The organism is Occallatibacter sp., from assembly GCF_036502485.1.
GTDB lineage: Bacteria > Acidobacteriota > Terriglobia > Terriglobales > Acidobacteriaceae > Telmatobacter.
This window is the reverse complement of sequence record NZ_DASXYM010000108.1, coordinates 1-18902: the sequence shown is the minus strand read 5'-3', so window position 1 is coordinate 18902 and position 18902 is coordinate 1. Positions and strand designations below refer to the sequence as shown.

At 62.4% G+C, this 18902-nt stretch carries 13 protein-coding genes; 7 read left to right on the top strand and 6 right to left on the bottom strand.

Features of this window, described 5'->3' with window-relative positions:
- Positions 1 to 166 precede the first annotated feature (166 nt).
- Positions 167 to 1570: a pyridoxal phosphate-dependent decarboxylase family protein gene (locus tag VGL22_RS14495; protein WP_465267650.1), complete on the bottom strand. Its 1404-nt coding sequence runs from the start codon at positions 1568 to 1570 to the stop codon at positions 167 to 169.
- A gap of 331 nt (positions 1571 to 1901) precedes the next feature.
- On the opposite strand from VGL22_RS14495, the gene VGL22_RS14490 reads away from it, so the two are divergent.
- The 3 genes from VGL22_RS14490 (at position 1902) to infB (ending at position 7689) form a co-directional block, all read left to right on the top strand.
- A complete protein-coding gene (locus VGL22_RS14490) occupies positions 1902 to 2525 on the top strand; it encodes a ribosome maturation factor (RefSeq protein ID WP_465267649.1) in 624 nt (207 codons plus the stop codon).
- A gap of 121 nt (positions 2526 to 2646) precedes the next feature.
- On the top strand, positions 2647 to 4230 hold the full coding sequence (nusA, locus tag VGL22_RS14485) for a transcription termination factor NusA (RefSeq protein ID WP_465267648.1): 1584 nt from the start codon (positions 2647 to 2649) through the stop codon (positions 4228 to 4230).
- A 129-nt stretch (positions 4231 to 4359) separates the two neighbouring features.
- Positions 4360 to 7689, top strand: a complete 3330-nt coding sequence (gene infB / locus VGL22_RS14480; RefSeq protein ID WP_465267647.1) for a translation initiation factor IF-2 — start codon at positions 4360 to 4362, stop codon at positions 7687 to 7689.
- Positions 7690 to 7760: 71 nt separating this feature from the next.
- On the opposite strand, the gene VGL22_RS14475 is transcribed toward infB, so the two are convergent.
- Positions 7761 to 9557 (bottom strand): tetratricopeptide repeat protein, encoded by a 1797-nt coding sequence (locus VGL22_RS14475; protein ID WP_465267646.1) that lies wholly within the window; start codon positions 9555 to 9557, stop codon positions 7761 to 7763.
- Positions 9558 to 9827: 270 nt separating this feature from the next.
- Here VGL22_RS14475 and VGL22_RS14470 point away from each other — a divergent pair, with 270 nt between their 5' ends.
- Complete coding sequence (locus VGL22_RS14470) at positions 9828 to 10214, top strand: energy transducer TonB (RefSeq protein ID WP_465267645.1); 387 nt, start codon at positions 9828 to 9830, stop codon at positions 10212 to 10214.
- A gap of 221 nt (positions 10215 to 10435) precedes the next feature.
- Here the strand turns inward: VGL22_RS14470 and VGL22_RS14465 are convergent, their stop codons facing one another.
- Complete coding sequence (locus VGL22_RS14465) at positions 10436 to 10768, bottom strand: hypothetical protein (RefSeq protein ID WP_465267644.1); 333 nt, start codon at positions 10766 to 10768, stop codon at positions 10436 to 10438.
- Between the two features lie 297 nt (positions 10769 to 11065).
- On the opposite strand from VGL22_RS14465, the gene VGL22_RS14460 reads away from it, so the two are divergent.
- Positions 11066 to 11521: a recombinase family protein gene (locus VGL22_RS14460; RefSeq protein ID WP_465267643.1), complete on the top strand. Its 456-nt coding sequence runs from the start codon at positions 11066 to 11068 to the stop codon at positions 11519 to 11521.
- A gap of 38 nt (positions 11522 to 11559) precedes the next feature.
- Here VGL22_RS14460 and VGL22_RS14455 read toward each other — a convergent pair whose 3' ends face one another.
- On the bottom strand, positions 11560 to 12609 hold the full coding sequence (locus VGL22_RS14455) for a hypothetical protein (RefSeq protein ID WP_465267642.1): 1050 nt from the start codon (positions 12607 to 12609) through the stop codon (positions 11560 to 11562).
- Positions 12610 to 12697: 88 nt separating this feature from the next.
- On the opposite strand from VGL22_RS14455, the gene VGL22_RS14450 reads away from it, so the two are divergent.
- Both VGL22_RS14450 and VGL22_RS14445 read left to right on the top strand, forming a co-directional pair.
- Entirely contained in the window at positions 12698 to 13081 is a 384-nt protein-coding gene (locus VGL22_RS14450; protein WP_465267641.1) for a hypothetical protein, read from the top strand.
- Between the two features lie 195 nt (positions 13082 to 13276).
- On the top strand, positions 13277 to 16054 hold the full coding sequence (locus VGL22_RS14445) for a carboxypeptidase regulatory-like domain-containing protein (RefSeq protein ID WP_465267640.1): 2778 nt from the start codon (positions 13277 to 13279) through the stop codon (positions 16052 to 16054).
- 531 nt (positions 16055 to 16585) lie between these two features.
- Here VGL22_RS14445 and VGL22_RS14440 read toward each other — a convergent pair.
- A complete protein-coding gene (locus VGL22_RS14440; protein WP_465267639.1) occupies positions 16586 to 17836 on the bottom strand; it encodes a DUF2264 domain-containing protein in 1251 nt (416 codons plus the stop codon).
- Between the two features lie 143 nt (positions 17837 to 17979).
- On the bottom strand, positions 17980 to 18756 hold the full coding sequence (locus VGL22_RS14435; protein ID WP_465267638.1) for a hypothetical protein: 777 nt from the start codon (positions 18754 to 18756) through the stop codon (positions 17980 to 17982).
- Between the last annotated feature and the right edge of the window lie 146 nt (positions 18757 to 18902).

Sequence of the window (18902 nt, the reverse complement as noted above, 5' to 3'; positions counted from 1 at the left end):
CCAGCTTGCGGACGCGGGACCGAAGAGACCCGCCGCAGGATCGGGCGTGGTGCCCTCGATCCCCGCGATCAGCCGGGCGCTCTCATCCCAGGAAACATAGCGAGCGCGCCACTCCGTCGGATCATCCATATGCACCGGCCCAACTCCGCTGACTCCGCTTGACTGGCTAGCTCCGCTGCTTCTCGGCAGCGCCAAGAATCGCCGCCATGCTTCGCTCCACATCCTCATCGGTCGTCGCCCAGGACGACACGCTGATGCGCATCGCCGTGTGCCCCTGCCATACTGTGGAGCCGCACCAGCAAGTGCCTTCCTCCTGCAACGCGGCAACCGTGCGCAAAGTCTTTTCCGGCGCACCGAAGTCGACCAGCACCTGGTTGATGACCACCTTATTCAATACGCGGTAGCCGGCGGCGGCGAGCCCCTCAGCGAAGCGGCGCGCGTGGCGGCTGGTCCGCTCCACAATCTCGGCAATGCCACTCCGGCCCAGCGAACGCAGGCCGGCCCACAACTCCACTCCCCGCGCCCGCCGCGAAAGCTCCGGGTTAAAGTGCGAGGGCTCGCGGACCTCTTCGCCCGGATGAAGGTAAGCGGCCTTCACCTCCATGGTGGCGCGCAGGGCGGAAGGATCCCGGAGCAGCGCGATGCCGCAGTCATAGCCGACGTTAGGCCACTTGTGAGCGTCCGTAGCCCAGGAATCGGCGAGCTCGTAGCCGCGCGTGAGGTGAGCGTACGCGGGCGAGGTGGCCGCCCACAGGCCGAAGGCTCCATCGACGTGGATCCAGGCGCCGGCCGCCCGGGCTTCCGGGCAGATCGCGGCCGCTGGATCGAAGGCGCCGGTGTTCACGTTGCCCGCCTGAAGGCACAGGATGGTGCGGTCGTTGAGGTGGGGCAGGGCATCGGCGCGCATGCGGCCCTCGCCGTCCACGGGCACGCGCAGCACCCGCCTGCGGCCCAGGCCCAGCATGCCGAGCGCCTTGATGACCGAGGAGTGAGCTTCTTCGCCGACAACCACGGTGATCTCCGGCGCTCCATAGAGGCCATCGTTTTCGACGTCCCACCCCGCGCGCTCCAGCAGCGCATGCCGGGCGGCGGCCAGCGAGGAGAAATTCGCCATGGTGGCTCCGGTCACCACCGCTCCGGCAGTTCCGTCGGGCAGGCCAAGAAGCTGCCGAACCCACTCAATGGCGGTCTCCTCAAGTAGGACGGCGGTGGGCGACTGCACGTGCATCGCAGCATTCTGGTCCCAGGTATTCACCATCCAGCCGGCCGCCATGGCGGCTGGAACGCACCCGCCATTCACAAAGCCGAAATAGCGGCCCCCGCCGTTGGCCACCGTCGCCGGCGATCCGTACTTGTGCAGCAGATCGAGCACAGCCTCAGCATCGGTAGGCTGATCGGGAACGGGGCCGCCAAGTTGGTCGAGGGCGGCGATAGCTTCAGACGATGGGGCGACCGGACGGTCATTTACCCCGGCGAGATAGTCGAGGGCGGCGTTTTTGGCGTGATCGAGGAGCTGGGCGCGGTTCGATGCGCCGGCAAAGCTGGTCAAACCTGGTGAAGTGTCTGCCATGATTCGATGATAGGGCACCCGCGGTGCGGCCGACTTTCCTCGCCTGCCAGTCGTTCGTTTACCCGGCTACGGATCCCGGGCGGGATCGGCGGCTCGCCGCCTTCTTCCGCCAGGCGGTTGTAATTCCGGGCCGTTTGGCCGTATTCTATTTGAGCAGACGCGTTTGTTCGCCAGGTTCTCGTGAGGTTGACCGGCTGGCGGAGAGATGAGTGGGCTAACAGCCCACTTTTTATTTGGCGCCAATTCCCCTTGAAAACCCGCGGCGAATGAAGCGGGGCAAGGGCCCGGACGAGCAAGGCACGGCCGCCGCAACTTGCGGCAAATGAGGAAGATGGCAGTCTCACTGGACGCAATTCGGAGCGCAGCGCAGCGGGTAGCCGCTTCGCACGGGCTCGATGTTGTCGACGTGGAGTTTGCCGGGTCCGCCAAGGAACGCACCCTGCGGGTTTATCTGGAAAAGAACGCCGAGGGGCGTGAACGCCTGAAAGCCCAGATCGAGTCTGGGGCCGCTCAGGAAGCAGAGGAACTGCCCGAGGCGCTGCGGGAGGGCACATTGAGTCCCGCGCAGCTCTCCGGCATCACACATGAGGATTGCGCGGGGTTCAGCCGCGATTTTGGCGTTTTGCTGGACGTGGAAGAGCTGGTTCCGGGCGCAGAATACACCCTGGAGGCGAGTTCTCCGGGGCTCGACCGCAAGTTGACCAAAGCCGAAGAGTTCCAACGGTTTGCGGGAAACCTGGTGAAGGTGCAGACGTTTGAGCCGATTCGCAACAATCGGCACTGGCAGGGTAGGCTGGCCGGGTTTCAGCCGGACTTGAGCGAATCCGGCGGCCCTGGCATCACCATTGACCTCGCCGCAGTCAAACAAAACAGCAAGAGCCGGAAGAGCGGCGGGACGACGGTGGAGATTGCGCTGAGTAACATCGAGAAAGCGCAACTGATCCCCGAGATTTAAAGCCAGGCATCAGGGACCAGCCCCGCAGGCCACAAGGTCTGATCAGCGTCTGATTCCAGGAAATTTAACCGGCGTAGCCGTTTCATCGCGCCGCAACGAATTCAAAAGAGAGTAAGGAAGAATGGCCAGTCCCTTGTATCAAAGCATCGAGCTTCTCAGCCGGGAGAAGGGCATCGAGCCCGAGATCGTGGTAGGCGCGGTCGAGGAAGCCATCGCCTTGGCCACGCGCAAGTACTACAAGACTCAGGAAAACATGCGCGGCGAGCTCAACAAGGAGACGGGCGAAATTACGGCTTATGTCTACAAGACCGTAGTGACAGACGATGACGAGGTCGAGGATCCCGTGAATCAGATCACGCTGGAAGAGGCCAATGAGTTGGCGCCCGGCGTCGAGGTCGGCAGCGAGATCCGCATGTACAGGGACACTTCGCCCCTGGGCCGCATCGCCGCGCAGCTGGCAAAGCAGGTCATCTTTCAGAAGGTGCGCGAGGCCGAGCGCGATACCGTGTTCCAGGAATATGCGCACCGCGAAAAGGAAGTGCTCACCGCCACGGTGAAGCGAGTTGAGGGCCAGGACGTCATCTTCGACCTCGGCAAGGCAGAGGCCCGGTGCCCTAAACGCGAGCAGTCGCGGCTGGAGTCGTTCTCGATCGGCGAGCGCGTGCGGGTGGTTCTCCTGAAGGTGGATCGCGCGGCCAAGGGGCCGCAGGTGATCGTGAGCCGGGCGGCGCCGGAACTGGTGCAGAACCTGTTCCAGTCGGAGGTTCCTGAGATCTACGACAGCACCGTGGTGATTCGCGCCATTGCCCGCGAAGCCGGCGAGCGTACCAAGATCGCTGTCATGAGCCGCGACAAGGATGTGGATCCGGTGGGCGCCTGCGTGGGCATGAAAGGTATGCGCGTGCAGTCGATCATCCGGGAGCTGCGCGGCGAAAAGATCGACATCATCGAGTACTCCGAAGAAATTACTACGTTTGCCGAGAAGGCTCTGCAGCCCGCCAAGGTGAGCCGCGTTTCAATCACCGACCTCGGTGAGAAGCAGCTCGAAGTGATTGTGGATGACACCCAGCTCTCGCTCGCCATCGGCAAGAAGGGCCAGAACGTCCGCCTCGCTGCCAAGCTGCTGGGCTGGAAGATCGACATTAAGAGCGAGGAAGAAAAGCGCCAGGAAGTCGAACAGCAGATGCAGGCGCTCAGCGGCGGTCCAACCACGCCCATCGAGCAGGTTACGGAATTGGGTGACACCATCATCCAGAAGCTCGTGGCGGCGGGAATCACCACGGTGGAGTCGCTGGCCGACATGACCCCGGAGCAGCTCGAAGAAATCCCGGGTATCGGCGAGAAGACGTTGGAGCGTATCAGCGTGGCCGTGCGGCACTACTTCGGTCACTTTGAAGAGGGTGAAGGCGGTGCGGCTGCGGAAGCCGCCCCGGCTGGCGGCGAGCAGGAAAGCGTCTCCGAAACCGAGGCGCCAGTCGCGCAAGAAACCGAGGCGCCAGTCGCGGAAGAGACCGGAGCGGCGGCCGGGCACGAAGCCGTGTCGGAACCTACAGAAGAGACTGAGGCAGCCGGCGAAGCCTCGGAAGAACCGGCACTCGAGCGCTCTGCCGCGGCGGATGAGAGCGACCTGGTGCACGAAATGCAGGATGATGCCGCTGAGGAAGAAACCGCAGCGGCAGAGCAAGAAGATGAAGTGGCTGAGTAGCACGGAGCGCAGGACGCGCAACGGGCATTTCGGCCAATCGGGCAATCATGAAGTAAACAGCAGCAACCAACGCCATGAGGTAGCTATGAGCACTTAAGGCTTTGGGTAGCAGATTCTGAAAAGAGGCGGATGAGCAAGGTTCGAATCAACGATCTCGCGCGCGAGATGGAAGTCAAAAGCAGGCAGATCCTTGACGTACTGACGGAACTGAGCCTGGGTGAGGGCAAGCTTACGCACTCGAGTTCCATTGAGGATCACGAGGCGGAGAAGGTGCGTGCGCATTTTGGACGCGGCAATGCACGCTCGGGTCAGGCAGGTTCGGGGTCACGAACGCCGCAGGGAATTCAGCCCAAGATTGATCTGTCGCACGTGAACAAGCCCGGCGACGTGGCGAAAGCCATACTGGCCAGGAAGCAGGAACAGGAAGACGCCGCGCGCCGCAGCCATGCACCCGCGCGTCCCACTCCGCCCGCTCCTCCAGCCGGGCCGGCTGCAGCGGCTCCCTCGCGGCCGCCCATAGTGGCGGCTCCGCCCGCTGCGCCGCCTGCGCCGCGGAAGATCATGCCGCCCGTACGCCAGGCGCCGCAGATCATCTCCTCGCCCGCCAAGCCGCCGGCAATCGCTTCCAGGCCCCCGGTGGGCACGGTAGTGGCCAAGCCGCCTGTGGGCGCACCCGTGCCGCAGCGTCCGGCGGTCGCCTCGGCGCCGCCTGCCACTCCGGTTGTGGTAAAGCCGCCTGTGGCTCCGCCGGCGCCCCCGCGTGCCCCGGAAGCGGCCGCCCCGGCGCCAGCTCCCGTTGCTCCCAGGGCTCCCGTTATGGTCGCCGCGCCGCCGGCTCCGGCCGTTCCCGCCCCTGTGCAGGAAGCTGCCGCACCCACTGCGTCTGCGCCGCCCCCGGTTGCCCCTGAGATCGTCAGCGGTCCGGCTCCCGTCTCCGCGCAGGTTGAAGAACCGAAAGCGGCCTCTGCTCCCGCTGCCGAACCTGCCGTGACCGCCGCTGTGCCGGAAACTCCGGCGCCAGCTCCGGCCCCTGCAACGCCGGCTCCGCCTGCGCCGCCAGCCGCGCCGGCTGTCCCGGTGCGCCGCGTCGTCATGCCGCAAACCGGGCCCCGTCCCGTGTACAAGGCACCCATCATTCCTGCCGCCGCTGCGCCTGCCCCAGGTACCGCTGCGACTGGAAATCTGCAACGCAACCGCCCCATCTTCGATCGCCGCGCCGGTGCTCCGGGCGCGCCCCAACAACAGGGTGGCTTCGGCCAACGCCCGCAGGGCGCACCCAGCGGCGGGTTCCCCGGCGGACCCCGTCCCAAGCACCCCACGCGGTCGGCTCCGGGCGGATTTACGCCAGGCGGCGCTCCCGGCGGTCCGGGCGGACGTCCAGGCTTCGGGCAGCGTCCCGGGTTCGGTGCACCTCGTCCGGGTGGATTTGGTGGACCTCGTCCCGGCGGCTTCGGCGGTCCGGGTGCCGGCGCGCCTCCTCAAGGCGAAGCTCCGCGCCCGTCGCGCGGGCCTTCAGCTCCCAGGGGTCGCGGACGCCAGCAGTATCCCAAGACCAAGGAAGGCCCGATGAAGGGCTTTGTCCCGCCGCCAAGGTTTGGCGGGGCAGCCAACTTCACCAGCGAGCCTCTCCCCATCACCCGTGAAATCACGGTCACCGAAGGCATCAGCGTGAAGGACCTGGCGGAGAAGCTCGAGATCCGCGCCAAGGACCTGATCGCTATCCTGCTGATGCGCGGCATCTTCGTTACGGTCAACCAGACCCTCGACGCCGATACCGTGAAGGACGTGGCTGCCCGCTTTGGCGCCGCGGCCAACGTGATCACGTACGAAGAAGAACTCGAAAACGAAGCCATCGAAGAGGTGCTCGAGTCCGATAACACCGGCATGGTGGAACTGCCCCGTGCCCCCGTGGTCACGGTCATGGGACACGTCGATCACGGCAAAACCAGCCTGCTCGATGCGATCCGCGAAACCGACGTGGCGGCGGGCGAAGCCGGCGGCATTACCCAGCACATCGGCGCTTACAAGGTGAGGTTCGCCAAGGAAGGCTCGCCGGCATCGGGCCGCGAAATCGTCTTCCTCGATACCCCGGGTCACGAAGCGTTTACGCGCATGCGTGCCCGCGGCGCCAAGGTGACGGACATCGTCGTCATCGTGGTGGCGGCGGACGACGGCGTGATGCCTCAGACCCTCGAAGCCATCGACCATGCCAAGGCCGCGGACGTGCCCATCATCGTCGCCGTCAACAAGATCGACAAGCCTGAAGCCAATCCGGATCGCGTCAAGAAGCAGCTCGCCGATCGCGGCCTCATTCCCGAAGAATGGGCCGGCGGCGGCGAGGGTTCGACGGTGTTCGTCGAAGTCTCAGCCAAGAAGCGCCTGAACCTCGACCTGCTGCTCGAAATGATCTGCCTGGTCTCGGACATCAAGGCTCCCAAGGCTACTCCGGGACGCAAAGCCGTGGGCTCGGTGCTCGAAGCCAAGCTCGATCGCGGCCGCGGCGCCGTTGCCACCGTCCTCGTGCAGGACGGCACCCTGAAGCTGAACGAGAGCTACATCGTCGGCAACACATTCGGTAAGGTTCGCGCCATGTTCGACGACCGTGGAAGAGCGATCGTCGAAGCCGGGCCGTCCACACCGGTGGAAGTGCTGGGCCTTGAAGCCATGCCCGACTCCGGCGATACGTTCCTCGTGGTTGCCGATCGCGACAAGGCTAAGGGCATCGCCCAGTACCGCAAGATGAAGGAGCGCGAGGCGCAGCTTGCCAAGAGCTCCCGTGTTTCGCTCGAGGGCTTGGCGGAGCAGATTCGCACCGCCGGCGTCAAAGACCTGCCGCTCATCATCAAGGGCGACGTGACCGGCTCAGTGGAAGTGCTCGGCGATTCCCTGATCCGTATGTCGACCGAGAAGGTTCGCGTGAAGGTGATTCACTCGGGCGTAGGCTCCATCACCGAGTCCGATGTTCTGCTGGCCACCGCGTCGAACGCCATCATCATCGGCTTCAACGTGCGGCCGGAGCGCAAGGCCGCGGAACTGGCGCAGCAGGAGAATGTCGACATCCGCCTGCACTCCATCATCTACGAGTTGCAGGACGAGATGCGCCTGGCCATGATGGGCCTCCTCGAACCCACGTTCAAGGAGAACTACCAGGGCCGTGCGCAGGTGCTCAACATCTTCAGGATTCCGAAGGTTGGCACCATCGCAGGCTGCCGCGTCCAGGATGGCGTGATCCGCCGCGACTCGGATGTGAAGGTCATGCGCGACGGCGAACAGGTCTTCAAGGGGAAGGTCGCCTCACTGAAGCGCTTCAAGGACGACGCCCGGGAAGTCACGAATGGCATGGAATGCGGCATAGGCATCCATGGCTTCAGCGACCTGAAGGAAGGCGACCTGATCGAAGCCTTCACCACGGAGAAGATGGCCGCCGATCTGGGGCAGCTGACTTCAGCCAAGGCCTAACGGCTCATCAACGAAAGCAAAACGGCCCGAATCTCGGATGAGATTCGGGCCGTTTTGCTTTTGGGCGCACGCTAATGCGCGGCTACGTTCTGCTCGATCACTAACTGCTTTGCATGTTCAATCTCAGCTGCGCCGCCATCGGCGTGCTCCCACGCCTTGAGGAACTGAGCATAGGCCGCGCGTGCTCCGCCCGCATCGCCTGAAAGCTCCTTCACGCGTGCCAATCCGTACAGGCCAAACCCCGAATTCGGGCGTTCCTTCAGCGCACGTTCATAGGCTTCGCGCGCACCGGCATAATCCTTCGCCCTCAGCAACGCCGCACCCTCCGTCTCGCCCACCGGCCGGATGGACATCGGCGGCTCGTGATAGCCGAGCTTATGCTCTTCACCCTGGGCCGCGGCGTAGAGCTTCTTCGCCTCGTCGAGTTTGCCCTGGTCCACCAGGATCCCGGCGCGCAATTCGAGTGACTCCACGCTCAGGCTCTTGAGGATCGGCTCCGGCAGAGCATCGGGCATCACCGGCTCCTCGGCTGGTGCATCGTCTTTCGCATCCTTCTTTGGCTCATCCGCGGCTTGCTGATGGAGACGCCACAATGCAGCGTCCATCCGTTCGCTGGCAGCCTGTGCTGCGGCAACGTCATCGCTATCCAGCGCTTTCATCCCTTGCGCATATTCCGTCAGCTCCGACGTGAGCCAGCGCAGGTTCTGCGTGTTCCCGCCTTCCAACTTTGCCTGCGCCAGCAGATTCAATACCGCATCCCAGTTACCCCTGCGCAGGGCCACGGGCAATCGATCGTTCACCCGCGTCATCTGGTCGCGCGCCGACCAGATATAGAGGGAAGCCGACAGTCGGCCGCGCGTTGCAGCGGCATGGTCGCTCAGCGCGTTGGCCTCCTCGAACTTGCCCTGCTCCATCTTGTTCGCGATCGCATACATCAGGTTGTGAATATGATTCCAGTCGTCATCGGGGCTCACGTGCTGTTCACGCATGTACCTTTCATCTGCTTCGGTCGAAGCGGCAAACCAATGCTCCGCCGTGGCGTAATCCCCGATCCGATAGTAGATGTGGCCCGGCATGTGCACCATGTGCCCCGATGTGGGCGCCAGGCTCGCCAGCAGCGCCGCGCTTTTCAACGCCCGCTCCGGATGATTGCCGGGTTCAATCGCGTGAATCCAGTAATGATTCGCAGCTGAATCGCCGGGCGCATCCTTGAGCACGCCTTCCAGAACCGCAATACAGTCCTTCTGTCCACCCTTCGGCTCGCCGGCATCGTCGTACCCGTCGCACAGCGATTCCGCAAGGAAAATCCGCGCTTCAATGTCCTGGGGATACTTCTTCACCAGATTCCGATAAATGGCCTGCACCTGGGTGCGATCGTCTTCCTTCACCTTCTCTTCCGCCGCAGCCGCTTCAATGTAGAACCTGTCAGATTCGCTCGCCTGTGACTCAAGGCGCTGTGCCTCAGCTAACGCATGCTTCACATAAGGGGTCTTGTGGCTGGAGCGCATCTGTTCTGCCCCCGCCAGTCCCCACCAGCACATCGCGCACTGCGGGTCTACGCGGATGGCCTGCTGGAACGCTTTTGCGGCTTCGTACTCCCAGAAGTCATGCAGCAGGCTGAGTCCCTGATCGAACCACGCCTGGGCTTCCGGCGTGGCCTTGATCTTGATGTGGCTGTTGCCAATGCCGGTCATGCGTACGGGCTGCGGCAATTTCTCCGGCGGAGGCACCGGCTGCATCTCCGCCATATCGTGCCCCGCCATCGGCGCTGCCTGCGCGCCAAGCCTGCCCCATCCGGCAACGCATAACGCCATGCCGGACACGACCATCAGCAGACCATGCATGGGGAAGAAAAGACTGCGATTCATGCAGGGAACTATACCATCGCGAGCAAAGCCCGGGCTGCCATTTCTCGGAACCGCGGGATCGCGAGATTTCGCGTGCCGAACATGAATTCCAAATCAACGCAAGATAAACAGGTGTGTCATTCCTTATTTCATCCTCATGTAAATCCCGCAATGGAGTATAGAAACGGAGGCAAGTCATTGATAACTCGAATCCGTCAACTTAGTCGTTGACTGTCGATAGCGAGCCGGGCGAAACTGGTGTCGGTAACTACTAACGCAAAGGAGGTTTATATGCGCCGTATACTACTCGCCACATTACTTTCATCCCTATCCCTTACCGCCGCGGCTCTTCCGGCTCAGCAGTTAAGCGACGCCTCCACTCCCGCCTCCCAACGAATCTCAACCGGAGTTACCAGCCCGCGCCTCGTCTACACGTCGCGCGTCTCCATCCCTTCCGATGAGTTGCCGTCAACACCTGGCAGCTCCACAAAGCTGGTTCTCAAAGTGAACGTGGATGCAGCCGGCAATCCCGGGCTCATCCAGGTCATTCATTCCGTCAACCCTGCCATTGATGCGCGCGTCGTCAATGCAGTCCGTCAATTTCGTTGGACACCCGCCGTGCTCAACAATCAGGCGGTCGCCGATGATATTACCCTCACCGTCGATGTGCAGCGCTAACTCAATTCACCCCGGCATACATAACTCCTGACTTCGTCTGAACTGGCGTCCAGTTACCCGTTAAGTTCAGCGGCCGGGCTACACCTATACCCAATCCTATCGAGTTATCTAAATTAAATTACTTCCCCCAGAGTCGTTCGCCCTGGCGGATTCTCAGCCGCCAGGGCGAACGAACCACCGACTATCCTCTCCATGTAATGCCGCGCAGGCGCGACTGAGGTTCAGGCGCAGTTGTCATCGTACAGATCCGTTGTGTTGGCAATCTGCGCGGCAGGTGGGAGGCTGACCCTGATCAGCACCTGGATGGTGCGTTTGCGCAGCGCAGCAAGCATTCCGGCTTGCCGCTCCTTCTCGTCGCAAGTCGTACCGTCCGTGCCCATAGCCTCGCGCCACAGCAGGAACAGACGCACCGCCTCGGCGCGGACCAAAGGGCGTGTTTGAGGGAATTGCCCTTCGGCCACGCGAATGCAGCCTTCAGCCAACTCCTCATGCGACATCTCCCAAAACTCGGATGTGTCGCTGACGGATTCAAACGTGTAAAGGGTCGCTCCCATTTTCAAGCCTGATCGGTATCGAGCCCGCTGGTGGATGCGCGCGCCCACCCGGCTTATCGGCAGAGCCATCGCAAACGTTAGTCCATCTCTGGCGCCGCGCACATCACTTGCAAAACCCTTCCGTCGGGTGTGCGGAAGTGGACATGGCCTTGCGGAAGTGGACAACCATGCTCGGGCTGATGCAAAACCCCTGGAAAGCATCATGTTCCGGATCAATGGGATACAGACTGCAGCAACGGCGCGAATCTGGCTTTGGAATTGCCTTACACTTGCTCAGCAGGTGGAAGGAGGCGGGTGATGGCGTATTTTGAGCGCGTGCGCGATGTTCTGTCTGGGCCGTTCAGCCCTGAAATCATCGACCAGAGGACCGCGGCGGGGTGGCAGTTGGTTTCCATCGAGTGGAGGCGCGAACTGCCTGACTCGGAAGCGCCTACCGAAGGCGCATGGGCGGAGGAGATTCCTTTCGGGTTGCGCATCTCCGACGACTGCAAGCGCCTTGAACTGCACCCGGCCGAAAACCAGGTGCTCCTGCTGATGATGGATCTGCTGGCGCAGGACTTCTCTTACTCCGCCATCGTGAGCGACCTGAACGAGAAAGGCTTCCGGCAGCGCAGTGGGCGCCCGTGGAGCAGGATCGCGGTCTTCAACATGATGCCGCGCCTGATCGAGGTGGGTCCGCGGATCTTTTCGTCAGAGGAGTGGGAGAAGCGCCGCGTCCGGCTGAGCAGGGCACGCGAGACAGAAAACGGCTGAGCCTCCGCAGCAGCCCAGCCGGATGCGCAAGCCGTGAATCAGGGTTGTGACGCCTGCTTGAGTATCGGGGTGATCGACCCGGTGTTGTCGCCCAGCATCGGGTTGACGCGGAAATCCCAGACGGTCTGGTTGAGATCGGTGGGCGAGAGAATTTCCACCAGCGCATAGTCGCCGATGGTGAGCGGCTGCGCCGGCGTGACCTTGAGCCAGTGCTTGCCGGGAACCACCTCGACCTTGGTCGGAATAACGTTTTCGTCCTGCGTAATGTCACCGCTGCGGCTCATACGGAGTGAGCCGATAATCCGCACCTTGTTGCGCTCTTCCACCCGCACAATGGCGAACCCCGATTTGGGTGAGTTGGCGCCGCGCTTGCGGGTGGACACGTCCTTCTGCCCCGCCGTATTCACCGTCATCGCGTGCGAGGTGACCTGTTCGGCATTGTCCGTCAAATTCAGCGAGAAGTAGATAGCCGGGTCATTTACATGCAGATGCACCTTGGCGTGGGAGCCGGGCAGCTCGATGCTCGCGCGGCTGGCGGCCATGGGGTTGAAGGTGCTGAGCCCGTGATGGGTCTTGGCGTCCACAGCTAACTCATTGGGCTGCAGCTCAACCAGAGCCGGAGTGCCGTTGAAGGTGTCCAGGACGAACACGCTGTCCTGGTCCGGAAGTTCAAGACCGGGGGCTACCTCGGGCATCCGCGCTTTCTCCTCCTCGCGTGCAGCAGCCTCCTCCTTGTCGATGTCCTTGGCCTCGTCCATCGCCGGGGAAGCGTCTTCCACGGCCGGCTGAATGTGGTCGCGTTCCCACTTTCGAGTGGCGTCCCAGTCGACCATGTCGGCCGGAAGTTCTTCCCACTCCCCGCCGCGTTCCACGGACTGATAGCGGATACGATCGCCCACAACCTCATATTTACGGACCAGCTGGTAACTGCCGTCCTTGAGAATCAGGCGATGGTTGACTTGCACGCCGGGAGCCCCCTGCTTGAGAGGCAGCGTCTTCTGTGCCGCGGCCGGAAAAACGGCTGGCGCGAGCAGCGCGGCGGCAAGAACCGCCCGGAATGCTTGTCGAATGAACAGAGTTCGTGGCATGAGGTCCCCTGCTGCGCCTCGGCGCAGAATGCGGCAGACACATTTTAGACGTTTCATTCGTCTAACCAGTAGACGGTGCGCCGGCGAATTGTGCCTGCGTGTAAACGCATCCCACGCTGCCGCATCCAATCCTGTGTATCCTGAAGGTACGGGTTACCGCAATTTGAACTGGTTCCAGACAGGCCGCAATCATCGCAGGCTTCGCGGGTTCGCGATAGCCACCGCGGTGTTGTGCCTGATTCTGCTCGCCTTGCTGTCGCTGGTGCAAGTGGCTCACGTCCACTCCACGGCTACCGATGCCGATCATTGCCAGCTTTGCATTGTGCTTCATGCTGCCGCACCCTCCGTGGCAGCTATCGCTTTGATCGTTCTGGTGCAGTTCGGAAGCTCGTTGCCCGCCCTCCAGACGAGCACGATCATCCGGCCCTGGCATCCGACTCTTTTTACCCGGCCTCCGCCGGCAGGCTGCTGACGCGAGCGCCTGAACTTCTCTTTCAGCTTCCTGATCAGCTTTAATTCGTAGCGTTTCTTCGGGAACGCCGGTTTGATCGCACTGATCGCAAGAGCTGATGGAGAATACGAAGGCGCATCGGGGAACCGCCGCAAGCGGTCCGTTTGCCGTTCAGAGTCCCTTTCGTCAGGGCCCACCCTTCGGAGAAACACGACTATGCCAGGTTTCGGCGACATTGCTCGCACCAGTTTTGCAACAGTCCTACTATGTTTAAGCGGAGGCGTCGTTGCGGCCACCGCACCTGCGGCTTATGCCGCGCAGGGCGGAAACGCAGGCACGGTCCACGGCACCGTCACCGATCCCAGCGGCGCGGTCATCCCCGGGGCGACGGCCCACCTCCACAACGCCGTCAGCGGCCTCGATCGCACCGTTACCAGCGACCCAACCGGCCAGTTCGACATCACCAACCTGCCGTTCAACTCCTATCAGCTCTCCGTTACCGCGTCGGGTTTTCAGCGTTTCCAGCAGGCTGTGGACGTGCGCTCCAGTGTCGCCGTCAACCTGACCCCGGTGCTGCGCATCTCCGCCGCTACTTCCACCGTGACCGTCGAGGCCAATTCGGGCGACCTGGTCGAGAACGACCCCACATTCCACACCGACGTCGACCGCGACCTGTTCATCAAGGTTCCTCTGGAGAGCCAGTCGTCGTCGCTCACCGCATTGGTCACGCAGACCACGCCCGGCATCTCCGCAGACTCCAACGGCATGGCTCACGGCCTCGGCGACCACGCGCAGAATTCGCTTTCGGTCGATGGCCAGTCGATCACCGATCAGCAGAGCAAGGTCTTTTCCAACCAACTTCCCAGCAACTCCGTGCAGTCGATTGAGGTCATCTCCGGCGCGCCGCCGGCCGAGTACGGCGGTAAGACCAGCCTGGTCATCGTGGCCACAACACGGTCCGGCCAGGGCGTTTCCAAGCCCACCGGCAGCTTCAGCAGTACCTATGGAACCTTCGGCACCGGCACTGCGAGCTTCGATCTCTCCTACGGCAACAAAAACTGGGGCAATTTCCTCGAGCTCGACGGCATGAATACCGGCCGCTTCCTTGATCCGCCGGAGTTCAGCGTGATCCACGACAAGGGCAACGAGGAGAACGCATTCGACCGCATCGACTACTCGTTGTCGCCGGTGGATTCACTGCACCTCAACCTGAACTACAGCCGCTCGTGGTTCCAGAATCCCAATGCCTATGACAACGTGAATGTGCAGAACGTGCTTGCGGGCGGGGCGAGCGCGGCGCCGGTGTTCGGCAGCGTGGGCGACACCGATCAGCGGTCGCAGATTGTCACCTTCAACGTGGCGCCGACCTATACGCGCGTGGTGAACAACAACTCGGTGTTCAACCTCACCACCTACGTGCGCAAGGACCAGTACCACTACTATCCCAGCAACAATCCGCTGGCTGATCGCGGGCCGGAGAACCTGCAGACGTCGTCGATTTCCCAGGCCAGATCGCTGCTGAACGCGGGCGCTAACGCGAACCTGTCCTATGTGCGCGGAGGCCATAACTTCAAGGCGGGCGCCGAGTACAACTCGACCTTCCTCCGCGAAGGAGACAGCCTGGGCGTGGTCGATCCGTTCTATGCGCTCAGTTCACCCTGCGTGGATGCTGGCGGAAATCCAGTGGCAGGCTACTCGGATCCATCGCAGTGCGCAGGGTCGTTGAGCGCCAATCCAAGTTACCTTCCGGTGCTTGCTCCCTACGACCTGACGCGCGCCGGGGCCTACTATCACTACGCCGGCCGCGCCGACATCAAGATCGTGAGCCTCTACGTGCAGGACCAGATCAAGAAGGGGAACTGGACGGCGAACCTTGGCATTCGCGGCGATTTGTACAACGGGCTGACGACGGCGACCCAGGCGCAGCCTCGGCTCGGCCTGGGCTACAACATCAAGCCCTCAGGCACAGTGCTGAGCATCTCTTATGCACGGACGCTGGAGACACCGTTTAACGAGAACCTGGTGCTGGCCAGCGAAGGATGCACCGATCCAGTGCTGTCTCCGCTGCTGAGCTGCACGCCGGGCGTGGCCACAACGGAGCAGCCGGGCTACCGCAACGAGTTCCACGCCGGCATTCAGCAGGCCATTGGAAAGCACCTGGTGGCAAGCGGCGAGTACATCTGGAAGTACACGCACAACGCATTCGACTTCAGCGTTCTGGGCAACACCCCCATCACCTTCCCCGTCGACTGGCATAACTCCAAGATCCCGGGATACGCGCTGCACATTGCGGTGCCCGAGTTCCGCCACTTCAGCGCTTACTCTGTCATGTCGTCCGTGGCAGCGCGGTTCTTCCCGCCGCAGGTTGCGGGCGCGGGAGCCACGGTGGGACAGACCGGCCTGCCCTTCCGCATCGATCACGACGAGAAGTTCAACCAGACCACGCACGTACAGTACACGTTCGCGCATGGCCGTCTTATCAAGGGACTCTGGGGCGGCTTCAACTGGCGCTACGATTCGGGCCAGGTGGCCGGTTCGGCGCCTTGCTGGAATCCGCTCTCGCACGATCCCAACAGCGCCTGCGACGGCACAACTACGATGGTGAACGGCCAGCCGGCGGTAGACCTGAGCGGGCTCACGGCCGATCAGCAGTTCCAGGCGGGGTTCATCTGCGACGGACAACGCGCTACACCGGGACACCCGCTGCCCGCGACCTGCCTGGCGTCGCAGTTCAGTTCTTCCCTTATCACCATTCCGGCGCCCGGCACCGGCAACAACGACAAGAATCCGCCGCGCATTGCGCCGCGAAGCCTGTTCGACGCCACCGTCGGCAAGGATAACGTATTCCACGCCGATCGCTACAAGGTGGACCTGAACCTCACGGCGGTGAACATCACCAATGACTATGCGCTGTATAACTTCCTCTCCACGTTTTCGGGCACGCACTACGTCACGCCCCGGTCGTTGACAGGGAAGGTCACCGTGAACTTCTAAAGCAAGAGCACGACTGGCAGGTCCGGGCATCCGCACGGACCTGCCGCACACGCGGCTGAAATGGGTGGGCTTTAGCCTCGATACTCGCCCACGTCGAATGGCCCTGAAGTCCCCACCCATTCAATCGTTCCTGAACCGCTCCGCATGACCGGCCGCAGCCGTCACACACCTCCGTGATCACCGGCACATCAACCAACACCAACCCTGTCGCATAATCCTGGCATGCACTACCGCCCAGGCCCATGGTGGATTTCGCTCGTCGCAACCGCACATCACGCGCGGGCTCGTCATCAGCCACCGATCCAACGTAACCATAAAATTAATGGGTTCCTATTTTTTGGCTTTGGACATTGAAATCTCATAAGTTATTCATAATTAGCTAGATACTTTGATGGTGCCAGTGATACAGATCACGATTCAGATCCCGCCCACCCGGGAAAATAGCCTCCAACCAGCCATAGGCGCGGAACTTAGCTGATCGTTCAAGATAACTACCTGGTAAACAAGAGAGCCCAGCCCCTGGCCCAGCCCCTATTCGTCCTGTGCGTGATCGGCAGCAGCATCTTCCCCAGTCCAGGCGCGCTGCGAGGTCCACGGACGGCTCGGGCCTGTCCAGAAGGGATCGCTTGCCGGAAGCCCCAGCGGCAGGAACGCCCCCGTACAGAGATACAGGCTGCCGGTGGAAATATAGGTCTCGCCGAGCGAGGGCTGGTGCCCGGCCAAACCAATCCGCAGCCACCCTGCGGCGTCAAAGGTGTTGCCCGCGCCCAGGGTCCGGCCGATCACCGCGCCTAACGCGCAGCGGACCTGTTCCGGCGGCAGCGCGGCGGGGAGCAGATGCCGGAGCGCCGCGTCGGCCAGCAGGTGGAAAGCGCCGCAGCGGTAGGTGATCGAGCGACCCACGACAGGGAAGCTGCCATCCGGTGCGACCATCCGTTCCTGGAGCGCGGCATAGCGCGTGGCGCGGGCGCGGATCGCCTCCGTCATTTTGGCCCACGCCGGGTCGGACGAACCGACCGCGTCGAGCAGCGCGAGAAGGAACGGATGGATGACGTAGGAGTTGTAGTAGTCGGCGTGAAAGTGCGGCCCATCGCCGTAGACTCCGTCGCCGAGGAACCAGGAAGCGTGCTCGCGGAGCGCATAGTCCACGCGCATCCGGTCCCACGGCTGATCGAGCTTCAGCAGCGCCGCCTCGATTATGGCGCAGAAGAGCAGCCAGTTGTTGAAAGGCGGGGCAAGCCCGCGCGTGGCGCGCAGCGCGTCGGCCAGGTTGCTGCGAGCCTCGGAAGGCAGTCCGGAGAGAAGCTGTTGCGGGGCTCGCACCAGCGCCAGCGACAGGAAGCCCGCATCGACGATGGTCTGGCGCTGCGCGCCGAAGTTCAGGTAAGCGGGGGTGCCTTTTGCAACCCCGCGTGCGATGCTCTCGATCGCTAGGTCGCGGGAACGGCTGAGCTCGCGGCCTTCGTCTACGCTGGTCTCTCCGTGTTCAAGCCAGGGAGCGATGCCGGCGAGGGTGCGTCCCACTGCCTCGAGGTGCGTGACCGTGTGGCGATCCGCTTCGTGTCCCGGTGCGGCTTCGACGGGCATGAGCTGCTGGAGCTTGCCGTCTGCCGCCGCTTCGAGGACCGGACGCGCAACACGCAGCAGAAGCTCGAGCCAGCTTTGGCGGCTAGCGAGCGCGGCGGCCGCAGGGGCCGAGGCGCCCTGCTGCGGGAGGCCTGCAACAGGAAGAAGCACTGCAGTCGTGGAGAGAGAGTTGCGGAGAAAAGCACGACGGTTCACAGGGAACAATCTAAACGATGCCACGCCTGACCCGTCCGATTCAACAAAGGCGGCCCAGCGGCACTCGCGCAGTAGCTGTGGACCGGCTGGAGTGCGGGGAGGGAGCGCGGCGGGATTGGGTCCAACCCCGCCGCGCTGTTGTCCTATTCGATGACTGACGTGGTGTAGACCTTTCCGCCGCTTGCCATGTTGGAGCTGGAGTACGCGCCGGGGGGGACGATTCCGTACTCACCCTTGCCCATAGAGGTTTCAAGAACAATCTGGAATACACGCGGAGCGATCTTGTCCGACTTGAACTCGATCAGATCCCGCTTAGCACCACCGGAAGCGTGGAAGACTCCGCCCGTGACCGAGCGAAATTCACGATTGTCGCTGTGTTCACGAAAGCGGAGCAGCTGGTACTCCATGATGTCTGTGCCTTCCGGTAAGTAGACAGCAATCGTTACCGGAAAGGTGAGGCTCGTTTTGGAGTGGGCGCCAACAAGGTGCCCATTCACATCTCCCTTGACGATACCGTTGGTAGCCAGAGACTTGAGATACCCTCCGGTCTTGAAGTTCACGATTTCAGCGGGCAGAGAGGTCCAGACGCCATCCTTGTTCTTGTAATACACCCCAACACCGTCGATCCCGGCAGGAAGCGCTGAGGCAACCGCATTCGCGGACGCTGGCGCCGCGATACCAGATGCTTTCACCACAATTGCCGAAATCTCCTTGTCCGTTGCTCCACTGGTCTTGAGAGCAACCAGTGCATTCGCGGAGATGTCATAGGCAGCGGGTGAGGCAGTAATAGTGGAGATGATCAGACCTTCAGAGAGCCCGGCCTTGATGAGATTCATCACGCCCTCATTGTTGAGGGCTTGTTGTGCGAAGAGAGCGGAACTTATCAGAAGGGGCAGCATTGCGAACAGCGTCTTGCGCATGAGTCTCCTTGTTCGTTACGGCGAGCAGATGTAAGGGGGAGCAAAGGTATCTTCTACAGAGAAACCGCGAATGCAAGTGACGGGGAACACGGATGATCGCATGGCCGAACAGGTATGCAACTGATTCCGGAAAAGAAACCGCCCGC